The sequence below is a fragment of the Hoyosella sp. YIM 151337 genome (assembly GCF_026041215.1).
Classification (GTDB): Bacteria; Actinomycetota; Actinomycetes; order Mycobacteriales; family Mycobacteriaceae; genus Hoyosella.
This window is the reverse complement of the sequence record NZ_JAPEIQ010000028.1, coordinates 200,193-211,371: the sequence shown is the minus strand read 5'-3', so window position 1 is coordinate 211,371 and position 11,179 is coordinate 200,193. Positions and strand designations below refer to the sequence as shown.

At 62.4% G+C, this 11,179-nt stretch carries 11 protein-coding genes; 7 read left to right on the top strand and 4 right to left on the bottom strand.

The features are described 5' to 3' along the window. Positions 1-116: 116 nt before the first annotated feature. Entirely contained in the window at positions 117-737 is a 621-nt protein-coding gene (locus ONR57_RS15010) for a bifunctional 2-polyprenyl-6-hydroxyphenol methylase/3-demethylubiquinol 3-O-methyltransferase UbiG (protein WP_265124312.1), read from the bottom strand. 90 nt (positions 738-827) lie between these two features. On the opposite strand from ONR57_RS15010, the gene ONR57_RS15005 reads away from it, so the two are divergent. After that, positions 828-1,415 (top strand): helix-turn-helix domain-containing protein, encoded by a 588-nt coding sequence (locus ONR57_RS15005; RefSeq protein WP_265124311.1) that lies wholly within the window; start codon positions 828-830, stop codon positions 1,413-1,415. A 10-nt stretch (positions 1,416-1,425) separates the two neighbouring features. Here ONR57_RS15005 and ONR57_RS15000 read toward each other — a convergent pair whose 3' ends face one another. Then, positions 1,426-3,027: an adenylate/guanylate cyclase domain-containing protein gene (locus ONR57_RS15000; RefSeq protein WP_265124310.1), complete on the bottom strand. Its 1,602-nt coding sequence runs from the start codon at positions 3,025-3,027 to the stop codon at positions 1,426-1,428. Positions 3,028-3,149: 122 nt separating this feature from the next. On the opposite strand from ONR57_RS15000, the gene nucS reads away from it, so the two are divergent. Both nucS and tkt read left to right on the top strand, forming a co-directional pair. Beyond that, positions 3,150-3,809, top strand: coding sequence for an endonuclease NucS (gene nucS / locus ONR57_RS14995; protein WP_265124309.1), 660 nt, complete (start codon positions 3,150-3,152; stop codon positions 3,807-3,809). Between the two features lie 166 nt (positions 3,810-3,975). Beyond that, the gene (gene tkt, locus ONR57_RS14990; protein WP_265124308.1) at positions 3,976-6,045 is read left to right on the top strand and encodes a transketolase; all 2,070 of its coding nucleotides are present in this window, start codon (positions 3,976-3,978) and stop codon (positions 6,043-6,045) included. A gap of 402 nt (positions 6,046-6,447) precedes the next feature. Here tkt and ONR57_RS14980 read toward each other — a convergent pair whose 3' ends face one another. Further along, positions 6,448-7,455: a hypothetical protein gene (locus tag ONR57_RS14980; protein WP_265124306.1), complete on the bottom strand. Its 1,008-nt coding sequence runs from the start codon at positions 7,453-7,455 to the stop codon at positions 6,448-6,450. Between the two features lie 87 nt (positions 7,456-7,542). Then, positions 7,543-8,013, bottom strand: coding sequence for a methylmalonyl-CoA epimerase (mce, locus tag ONR57_RS14975; RefSeq protein WP_265124305.1), 471 nt, complete (start codon positions 8,011-8,013; stop codon positions 7,543-7,545). Between the two features lie 143 nt (positions 8,014-8,156). Between mce and ONR57_RS14970 the strand changes: the two genes are divergently transcribed. The 4 genes from ONR57_RS14970 to trxA are packed head-to-tail and all read left to right on the top strand — an operon-like array spanning position 8,157 to position 11,177. Then, the gene (locus ONR57_RS14970; RefSeq protein ID WP_265124304.1) at positions 8,157-9,344 is read left to right on the top strand and encodes an acetyl-CoA C-acetyltransferase; all 1,188 of its coding nucleotides are present in this window, start codon (positions 8,157-8,159) and stop codon (positions 9,342-9,344) included. 39 nt (positions 9,345-9,383) lie between these two features. Next, on the top strand, positions 9,384-9,764 hold the full coding sequence (locus tag ONR57_RS14965; protein WP_265124303.1) for a DUF3817 domain-containing protein: 381 nt from the start codon (positions 9,384-9,386) through the stop codon (positions 9,762-9,764). Between the two features lie 49 nt (positions 9,765-9,813). Then, a complete protein-coding gene (locus tag ONR57_RS14960) occupies positions 9,814-10,140 on the top strand; it encodes a thiamine-binding protein (RefSeq protein ID WP_265124302.1) in 327 nt (108 codons plus the stop codon). Between the two features lie 59 nt (positions 10,141-10,199). Then, positions 10,200-11,177 carry a thioredoxin gene (gene trxA / locus ONR57_RS14955; protein ID WP_265124301.1) on the top strand — a complete coding sequence of 326 codons (978 nt, stop codon included), beginning with the start codon at positions 10,200-10,202 and terminating at the stop codon, positions 11,175-11,177. The last annotated feature ends 2 nt before the right edge of the window (positions 11,178-11,179 follow it).

The following is an 11,179-nucleotide window of genomic DNA, read 5'->3' as shown; positions in this document are numbered from 1 at the left end:
AGAGTAGGACACCGCCGGACACCAACCACAAAAAAAAGGGGGACCACCACGGTCCCCCTTTTTTACGTCACACCACACAAAAACCACAGGCAGTTCTGCGCGAATGAAACGCGATTTCACGAAATTCGTCGAGCGCGCACGATCACGTCGCGCAGCTGCATTTGCCGCCCGCCCCCGTGCACATTGCGAGCATTCTCGTAGCGGGACTCGACACGCCAATCTGGTCTGGTGAACAGTTCCGTAATACCGCCCTGGGTAGCGGTGGCACCATCGGGGTGGGCGTGACCGTGATCGGAATCGTGAACGTGTCCCACGATGAGGATCGTGCCGGCCGGAGCAACCCACGATGCGATCTGCGCGTAGAACGCTAGCTGCCCACTTTCTGGGTGGGCATAGTTCGTAATAACGAGATCCCATCTGCGATCCGGTTCCCAACAGGTGAGGTCCACCTCAACCCACTCGGTACTGCTGGAGAGGCCTGCGGCGCTCGCGCGTGCGGTCGCTGTAGCTAGCGCGGATGCGGAGATGTCGGCGCCGGTGACTTGCCAGCCTCGTGTAGCCAGCCAGAGAGCCTCGGTACCGGCTCCGCATCCGGCGTCCAGTGCGGTTCCCGGCGGCAAGTGGCCGATCTCGGCGGAGAGGTAGGGATTGACTGGCAGGTGCCGAGTGTCGTTACTGGCCGTGGGAGCCCAGTGGTTTTCCCAGTAGGTCCTATCAAACCTGTGCGCTGCATTCATTGCGCTGCCTCCATCTCGTTGTTGTGCGACCAGGCTGACGCACATCCGTGCGGGGACGCAAAGTTTCTTGCTGAATGGCAAAATGGCGGTATGGGCAATACGACAGATAAGACGCTCGACACTGTGGGGCCACGGCTCAAACAGTTGCGGTTGCGTCGCGAGGTAACCCTCATGGAGTTAGCCAATGAGACCGGAATCTCCACTAGCACTCTGTCGCGTCTTGAAGCCGGGCTGCGACGGCCGACTTTGGAACAACTCCTGCCACTCGCTCGGTATTACGGCGTCACCATTGACTCACTGGTCGGCGCGCCGCGAACCGCAAACCCTCGTGTCGACCTGCGTCCGATTGAATGCAGCGACGGATCGATAATCATCCCGCTCACCCGGCGGCCGGGAGGAATCCAGGCTTACAAGTTTGTGCTACCCCCCGGCAGCGACGACGCCGTCCCTGATCTCCGCTCGCACGAAGGGTTCGATTGGGCATACGTCCTCAACGGGACTCTGCGGCTGGTACTTGGGGACCAGGATTTCCTCTTGCGCGCTGGTGAAGCAGCCGAGTTCGACACCCGTACCCCTCACTGGTTCGGCGCTACCAGCAGTGGCCCAGTCGAATACCTGAGCCTTGTGGGCCGACAAGGTGAACGCGCCCACATCCGCGCTACTGCCCAGTCTGGCTAATCCACTGCTATTAGTACTGAGATGATTTCGCTGCCTCGGCAGGGGAGGTTTCACGCTCATCGGAGAAGTCCTTGGCGATGAGAATCTCTGTTTCCTGGTTGCGCCCGCGCAAAGTGACGCGGTCGTGCGAGCACCATCTCTTCGATTCAGATTTTCGTGCGGCGTCTGTCGTTGGCCGAGACGCCGCGATGCGGCCCGGCACCTTCTTGGATACATCAGAAAGCCGTGCGGCTTCATTGACTGGATCGCCGATCACGGTGAATTCGAATCGTTCGTGTGCCCCGACATTTCCGGCGACCGCGCGGCCGTAGGCGACGCCGATTCCGGCCTCGCACTCAGGGACCTCGCGTTTGAGCCGCGTCATGATCCGGCGCGCGGAGGCGAGCGCGGCGCCCGCGGGGTCGTCCAGTTCGGTTGGGGCACCGAAAATTGCCAGCGCCGCGTCACCCTCGAACTTATTGATGAAGCCACCGTGATCATCGACCTCTTCGACCACGACAGCGAAGAAGCGGTTCAAAAGTGCCACTACCTCTTTCGGTGGGTTATTGACTGCGAGAGTGGTCGAACCGATCACGTCAATAAAGAAAACCGCGACATTGCGTTCCTCGCCGCCGAGTTCAGGATTGTCTTCGAGAGCACGTTCGGCAACGGCCCGGCCCACATGGCGGCCGAACAGGTCCCGCATGCGTTCGCGCTCGCGCAGGCCGTCAGCCATGCGATTGAAACCGACCTGCAAGTCACCGAGTTCCGTGCCGTCGAAAACAACGACCTTGGCGCTGAGATCGCCGTCTTCGACGCGCTGCATTGCGCGGCGCACGAGCCGGATAGGAGTGACGGTACGTATCGCGGTGAGGATTTCCATCAGCAGGCCGAAGCACAAGACAATCGCTCCGAGCGCGAGGATCGCGGTGATCAACTGACCGACTGAGACATCATCGCGGATGATTGCGGCAATGGCAATGATCATCAAACCGGCGACGGGCACCCCCGTGCCAAGGCACCAGCTGACTATCGAACGCCCAACCGTGCCGACCCGCCGTCGCTGCGGTCCGCCAGCGGCAAGAGCCTCGGCAGCGATTGGTCTGAGAGCGAACTCGCTGAGTAAGTACGAGATCGCGCAGACGACGATGCCGGACGCGCCGACGGTGAACGCGACTTTGGCGATGATATCGGGTTCGATAATCCCGTACAGCGTGGTGAAGAAGACGACGGCGACCGCCCACAGAAAGAACTGGATCACGGTGAGCCGCCACGGCGTCGCGAGTGCTCGTCGCTGCTGTTTTCGCGTCGGTACCTGGCCTTCGCGGGACCAGCGCAAGTCCTTAAGAGCCCGTTTTGTTCCCCAGAGAATACCGATCACGAGTGCGAGCGCCACATAGATCGGCACTGCGATGAAGTTTGCTAAGCGAAACTGGGGCTCTCGGATGACGTCCGGTCCGGGAACAACGAACGCGATGAGTACCAGCAGGATCGCGACACCAATCACGTTTGCACTGACCAGAAACACAGTAAGCAACAACTGAATCCGCACGCGCCGCTTAAAACGCCCCTCGCGTTCGCTGCCGAGAAGCCACGACCCCAGTGGGGATTCAAGCGACGGTAGTAGGCGCATACACAGAGACTAGGCGAGCATCTGGTGCTGTTGGCCGCAATCCGGCGGCTCGCGCCTGCTTCGATCACGACGGTCCGGCGCGGTCGTTATGGCATTAGTGCCCACACCCGTATGGTGGACGGGTGCGTTTAGTGATCGCTCAATGCCAGGTCGACTATGTGGGACGACTGACTGCGCATCTGCCCATGGCTAAACGGCTGCTGTTGGTGAAAGCGGATGGCTCTGTCCTTGTCCATTCAGACGGGGGCTCTTACAAACCCCTGAACTGGATGTCCCCGCCATGCTGGCTCACCGAGGAACCGGGTAAGTGGGTGGTTAAAAACAAAGCCGGTGAAGAGTTGATCATCACGATCGAGGACACTTTCCATGACTCCGCGCACGATCTTGGAATCGATCCAGGGCTCGTGAAGGACGGCGTGGAGGCCCATCTGCAAAAACTCCTGGCCGAGCATGTGACCACGCTCGGCGAAGGCTGGACGCTTGTCCGCCGGGAGTTTCCCACCGCGATCGGCCCCGTAGACCTTATGTGTCGTGACGCGCATGGCGTGTCCGTGGCTGTTGAAATCAAACGCCGCGGTGAGATCGACGGTGTCGAGCAACTCACCCGCTACATCGAACTACTCAACCGCGATCCGCTGCTTGCGCCGGTTCAGGGTGTGTTCGCCGCGCAACAAATCAAACCGCAGGCCCGCACTCTTGCAGAGGATCGGGGCATCCGCTGCGTTGTCCTTGACTATGACGCGCTGCGCGGAGCGGAATCGGCACACTTGCGGCTTTTCTGATCACCGCGCGTTCGAATTTAGTGTCAATTTTAACTGATGGTGTCCCTACGCTAGAGGGAGCGAGTGTGTGCTGCGTCGAGGCGTCACGGTCTGAACTACTCGGCCGCGTCACGAACAGTGCGCGGCAATTCAGAAACAACTGACAACTCAAGACCTGGGAGTGACTGTGGTCGCCACGAACACCGATACAGAGCTAGACAAACTCGCCATTAACACAATCCGGACGCTGTGCATTGACGCGGTGCAGGCCGCCAATTCAGGGCATCCGGGCACGCCCATGTCGATGGCGCCTGTCGTGTACACCCTGTGGCAGGAGATCTTGCGGTACGACCCGACGGCTCCGATCTGGCCGGACCGGGACAGGTTCGTACTCTCCGTTGGGCATGCGTCTACGTTGCTGTACTCAGCACTGCATCTGACCGGGGTGCGATCAGTCAACCCGGACTACGAGGTGCTCGGCGACCCCGCCGTCAGCCTTGATGATCTGCGGCACTTCCGTCAGCTCGATTCGAAATGCCCAGGCCATCCTGAATACCGCTGGACTGCGGGCGTCGAAGCAACGACAGGGCCGCTGGGCACGGGAGCAGCGACATCAGTCGGCATGGCGATGGCCGCGCGGTGGCTGGCCGCATACTTCAATCGCCCAGGCTTTGAGCTTTTCACCTACAACACATACGTACTGTGCGGCGATGGCGATCTGATGGAAGGCGTTGCGGCTGAAGCAGCATCCCTCGCCGGGCACCTCAAGCTCGCCAACCTCTGCTGGATTTACGACAGCAACCAAATCAGCATTGAGGGCAGTACTGAGCTCGCGTTCACCGAGGATGTCGCGACACGTTTTGCGGGCCATGGCTGGCAAGTAGTTCGGGTGCAGGACGCCAATGACACGCTTGCTTTCGCCCGTGCATTAAGCGAGTTTCAGCAAGAGACTGTTCGCCCGACACTGATCATTGTCGACAGCCACATCGGCTACGGTGCACCGAACAAGCAGGGCACCGCGTCGGCGCACGGTGAGCCACTCGGGGAAGCGGAGGCAGCCGCCGCCAAGCGGTTCTACGGCTGGCCCGAAGACGAGCATTTCCTGGTTCCCGATGGTGTTTACGAGCACTTCGCCAATGGTGTTGGTCATCGCGGACGCCGTCTGCGCGCGGAATGGGAAACGCTTTTCGAACGCTATCGGGGAGAGTTTCCGGAACTAGCCGCGCAGCTGGACGCTATGGTGCGCAGGCAACTCCCGTCCGGGTGGGACTCCGGGGTTCAGGCGTATCCCCCGGATGCGAAGGGAGTCGCGACGCGTAGCTCTTCCGGTGAGGTTTTGAATGCGATCGCAAAAAACGTACCGTGGCTGATGGGCGGCTCCGCCGACCTCGCGCCGTCGACCAAAACCCGTCTGACCTTCGAGGGTGCCGGGGATTTTGGCGCAGACAACCACGCCGGGCGAAACATCCACTTCGGCGTCCGTGAATTCCTGTCTGCCGCGGTCGCCAACGGGCTGGCGCTCTCCAAGATCCGGGCATATTGGTCGACCTTTCTGATCTTCTCGGATTTCGCGCGCGGTGCTATCCGGCTGTCCGCGCTGATGGAACTCCCTGTGATTCACGTTTTCACGCACGATTCGATCGGCGTGGGGGAAGACGGCCCAACACATCAGCCAGTTGAGCAGCTCGCTTCCCTCCGCGCGATTCCTGGGCTAGACGTGTTCCGTCCGTGTGACGCGAACGAGGTCGTGGAAACATGGCGTACTGTGCTGCCGCTTCGGCATGAACCTGCGGCGATCGTCCTGACTCGGCAGAATCTGCCGACGCTGGACCGCGACAAGTACGGTTCAGCTGCGGGTGTCGCCAGTGGCGCGTATGTGCTCGCAGACCCGCCGGGGGGTGCGGAGCCTGAAGTGATCGTGATTGCGACGGGCAGCGAAGTTCACATCGCGGTGCAAACGTACGAGCAGCTGACCGCGGAGGGTGCGCGAATCCGGGTGGTAAGCATGCCGTGTCAGGAGCTATTCGACCGGCAGCCCGAGGAGTACCGGCGTGCGGTGCTGCCGCCGCACATCACCGAGCGCGTCGCCATTGAGAAGGCGTCGACGCTGGGGTGGGACCGGTACACCGGTTTCGGTGGATCCATCATCGGGATGCACACCTTCGGCGCCTCCGCGCCGCTCAAGGAACTGCAAACGCGCTTCGGTTTCACGCCCGAGAACCTCACTGATGTGATCCGCACCCACCTTGCCGGCTAACGGCCAGGCACATCGTTACGATCGATGATGTGCCTCGGCGGAACACACGGAAGAGCGGCGGACGCAATGCGTCCGCCGCGTACCGTCCCGTATCGAACTCAAGCGTGTTCGGGACGTCGGTGCAGACCGGCCCCGGCGCAAAGGCTGATGACGACTACGCTGTCCGCACAGTAACGGGGGCCGCGGCCACAAAGACGTACCGGTGTCCTGGGTGCGACCAGACAATCGCGGTCGGCACTCCGCATGTGGTTGCGTGGCCGATCAGCACCGGAGGTGCGTCTGAGCGGCGCCACTGGCACTCAGGATGCTGGAAAGCGCGAAGGACCCGTACTGTGACGCGCCGCTGGTAGCGGCCCCCACAGTCCGGGTCCTTCTGAGCCTGGACCTACTTCTTGGTGTTGTTCAGGAGTGCGAATCCGGCGTGGCGTGCACCGAGGAATCGGTTGCGGAATCGTGCTCGTTCCCGTTGCTGCGGTAGTTGCGGGCATCGCCATTGCGCCCGTTCTGCAGTGACGCGACCTCACGCTTGTTGGCTGACATTGTGCGCGCGGCGTCGTCGAGCAGGTTGCGTTCGTCATCGGTCTGGTTCAGCAGGCTGGGGAACGTGTCGAACTGCGCGCGTACCTTCAGAATCTGGTCCAGCAAGTGATCGCGCGCGCTGCCCAGATCTTCGGCGAGCTTGGCGGAGTACGAAATACGGTCGTTAGCCTTCTGGCTCGCGGTCCGCACCCGGTTGTCCGCATCTTCTTGGGCTTCACGCACGATGCGCTCGGCGTCCTTGCGGGCGCGATCGCGAAGTTCTTCGATCTCGCGCAGCGCCGTAGTGCGCTTCTCCGCCATCGCGGTGTTGAAGTCGTCTTGTTCCTGGCGCTGCTGTGCTTTGGTCTCCGCCTCGATCTGGCGGCGCTTCGCTTCCGCGCCCTCGACGATGCGCTCGGCTTCGCTGCGTGCTCGTGCGAGAGTTTCCTTCTGCTCCGCCTCAAGGCGGGCGCGGCGCTGCGTCCACTCTTCGTACTCGCGATTCTGGCGGGTTTCGAGTTCGTGTGCGTTCTGCTCCGCTACCGAGACGATTTCGGCGGCCTCTGCCTGCGCTTCTGCGCGCGTTTCGGCCGCCTCATCCGCGGCGAGCCGGAGCATCCGCGCGATACGGTCACTGACGTCCGCAGCGGTCGTCGGAGTCGACGAGAGCTGCTCGATCTCCTCACGCATGGACTGGATCTCGGAGCGTGCCTCATCCAACTGGTCAGCCAGGTCGTTCGCCTGCGCAGCGATAGCATCACGATCCGCCGCAGTGACACGAATTTCCGCGTCGAGCCTGCTGAGCTGTTCGTGCACTTCCGTGCGGTCGTAACCGCGCATCGCGATGCTGAACATCGTGCTTTGGGGTGTCCCGTCGGTCAATCGCGCCATCTGAATCAGCCTTATCGTGCGAGTGAGCTGTGGTGGTCGGCTGACCACTCTGTCCTGATGGCAACAGTGTGCACGCCAAACGGGAGATTAATGGTTCGGCACGCCGGAAGCAGGCTCTACAAGTTCCACGAGAATTCCGCCCGCGTCCTTAGGGTGCAGGAAATTGATTCGTGAGTCGGCGGTGCCGCGGCGCGGCTCGTCGTACAGGAGACGGATACCCTGGCTGCGGAAGTGCGCTGCGGCCGCGTCGAGATCAGTTACCCGATAGGCGAGTTGCTGCATCCCCGGGCCGTTGCGATCGAGGAAACGCTGAATGGTGGACTCGGCTGTCAGGGGGGCGAGCAGCTGGATGGCGGTGGTCGCGCTCTCCGCCTGGCCTGATTGCCCTGCGGGAACCAGCATCGCTTCTTCGACGCCTTGTTCCGCGTTGGTTTCGCGATGCGCGACCACCAGCCCGAATGCGGTGCTGTACCAGGCGATCGCGGCATCGAGGTCCGCGACCGCCACGCCGACGTGGTCAATCTGCGTGATCAATGTGGAGATGTCGGTAGACGTCATAGCAGTAAAGGTAGCGTCCGTGCGTGTAGCGACAGTCGGCAGGACAGTGCGTCAGCCCGGATGTAGCAGTGCGACGTGCAGGTAACCTGGTCCTGTTAGTCCCAGTCCGCTGTGCTGGGATCGGCGCACAAACGGAGGTTCACATGACGTCGTCGGTCATCGTGTCGGGAGCCCGCACGCCAATTGGCCGTCTGCTCGGGTCGCTGAAAGGTCTGTCCGCTGCGGATCTTGGTGGCATTGCGATCAAAGGTGCAATCGAGAAGGCAGGCATCGCGCCGGAGGCAGTGCAATATGTGATCCTCGGGCATGTACTGCAGGCAGGCGCAGGCCAGATCCCCGCGCGCCAGGCGGCTGCTGCTGCAGGGATTCCGATGACTGTTCCGTCGACGAACATCAACAAGGTGTGCTTGTCCGGGCTCAATTCCATCGCGGTCGCGGATCAGATGATCCGTGCCGGCGAAGCTGACGTCGTCATCGCGGGCGGTATGGAGTCAATGAGTCAGGCCCCGCACCTGTTGCTGAATAGCCGCGAGGGTACGAAGTACGGCGACACGACGCTCGTGGATCACATGGCTTTTGACGGTCTCCGTGACGTGTTCACACAGGAGGCTATGGGGGCGCTCACGGAGAAGCGCAACGACACCGATGCCGTCAGCCGTGAAGAACAAGATGAGTTTGCCGCAGCGTCACACCAGCGTGCAGCGCGGGCGTGGAAAGACGGTCTGTACGACGACGAAGTGGTCCCTGTTGCTGTCCCGCAGCGGAAGGGCGATCCGGTCGAGTTCCGTGCGGATGAGGGTGTGCGCGGTGATACGACGGCGGAATCCCTCGGACGGTTGCGCCCGGCCTTCCGCAAGGGCGGCACCGTGACGGCCGGTAACGCCTCACAGATCTCCGACGGTGCGGCGGCGCTTGTGGTCATGAGCCGCGCAAAGGCGGAGGCGCTCGGCGTTGACTGGCTGGCGGAAATTGGCCCGCATGGGATGTCTGCCGGCCCGGATTCGACGCTGCAGTCTCAGCCTTCGATGTCCATCCGCAACGCGTGTCAAAAGGTGGGGCTGAGTCCGTCTGAACTCGACCTTGTCGAAATCAACGAGGCCTTCGCGGCCGTCGGCATCGTGTCGGCACGCGAACTCGGTATCGGTGCGGACCGGGTCAATGTGAATGGCGGCGCGATCGCGCTGGGGCACCCGCTGGGAATGTCGGGGGCGCGCATTGTGCTGCATCTCGCACTGGAGCTGCGGCGGCGCGGCGGCGGTACCGGAGCTGCTGGTCTGTGTGGTGGTGGCGGTCAGGGTGATGCGCTGATCGTCCGCGTCCCCACGCGCTAGTACGACGGAGTGTAGTACTGGCGGGGGTGATGAGGCAGAATGGCACCCATGCGTGACTTCCTCGACCTCAGTACCTCCGCCAAGCGTTTCCGCTTCGTCGCGGTATTTGAAGCCTTCACCTGGGTGGGCTTGCTTATCGGAATGTTCTTCAAGTACGTCCCTCAAACCTCCGAGATCGGTGTCAAGATCTTCGGGCCCCTCCACGGCATCGCCTTCGTGGTGTTCATCGTTGTCGCGCTTGCGACTGCCCGGGAACTCAAGTGGACATGGGGAGTGACGGCCCTAGCGCTGCTTTCCAGCATTCCGCCGATCGGAACCGTGGTTTTCGAGTGGTGGGCGGTTCGCAAGGGACACCTCGCGGAGCTTTCAGCGCGTTACCTGCGGCCAGACACCCCGGAAGCCGTACCGGTTACCCGATAAGCTGGCGTAGTCGGCAGACTTCCCGGTCCAAGCGGCGAAGGAGGACATCATGCTTGTTGCTTTCAGCGTCAGCCCGATGGCCGGGGACGAAACCGGCGGCGTGGGCGAAGCGGTAGCTGCGGCGATCCGAGTCGTCCGCGAATCGGGGCTTCCGCATGAGACGACATCCATGTTCACCACGATCGAAGGCGAATGGGATGAGGTGATGGCGGTGGTGAAGCGGGCCTGCGAGGCAGTCGCGCGCAGCTCACCCCGCACTAGCCTGGTTCTCAAGGCCGACATCCGGCCAGGCTTCACCAACCAGCTGCACGCCAAGGTGCAGCGTGTCGATTCCCTGCTGACGGACCAGTCCGAGCAGCCCTGGCAGCCGACCTAGCCTGAGCCGTACAGCCGGGCCGGGCGTGACACGTCGCGAATCCATGCCAAACTAGTGGCGTGACTCGACCAGGACCACAATCAGCGTCGCCCGCGGGCCGCGCTGGATCGTTCCCAAGTTCACTTGCAGGTGCCGTCGATCTCTCCGCCCTGAAGGAGCGTGCCACGCAGCCGCCTGCGCAAGCAGCCCCACCGCCGCAGGGCGGACCCGGCGGCCCCGCCCCGCAGACGGGCCGTTCGGCTGTCGTCGACGTGACCGAACAGAGCTTCGAAACCGACGTCCTTGAACGCTCTAACAGGGTGCTCGTTGTCGTCGATCTGTGGGCCACGTGGTGTGAGCCCTGCAAACAGCTCTCGCCGGTGCTCGAGAAGCTGGCGAGTGAGGCCGGTGGCAAGTGGGTGCTGGCAAAAGTCGACGTCGACCAGAATCCGCGTATCGCGCAGGCATTCGGAGTCCAGTCCATTCCTACCGTCGTGGCGATCGCGGCGGGCCAGCCCCTGCACGCGTTCGCTGGGGTGCAGTCGGAGGCGCAGATTCGCCAATGGCTCGATGAGTTGCTGGGCGCTGTCGAGGGGAAACTTCCGGGTGAGCCAGTGGACGACGGCCAGGAGCCTGTCGAACCCCCGCGTGACCCGCGCATCGTAGCCGCCGAGGATGCACTGCAGGATGGCGATTTCGCGGCCGCCGAGGAAGCGTATGCGCGGATCCTGAATGATGAGCCGAAGAACGCTGAAGCGAAGGCAGGCGTGAATCACGCCCGATTCCTGTCGCGCGTTCAGTCGCTCACTCCCGATGTGGTGGCGACTGCCGATGCGAATCCCAGCGATGTGGACGCTCAGCTCGCTGCCGCGGACTTTGAGGTGGTGAGCCGCCAGCAGGACCGTGCTTTCGCCCGCCTCATCGACGTCGTGAAGACGACAGCCGGTGATGACCGGGCTCGTGCCCGAGAGCGCCTGCTCTCGCTTCTGGAATTGTTCGATCCGGCCGACCCGCTCGTCCTGTCCGCGCGACGCAACTTGGCTGCCGCGCTGTACTAGTG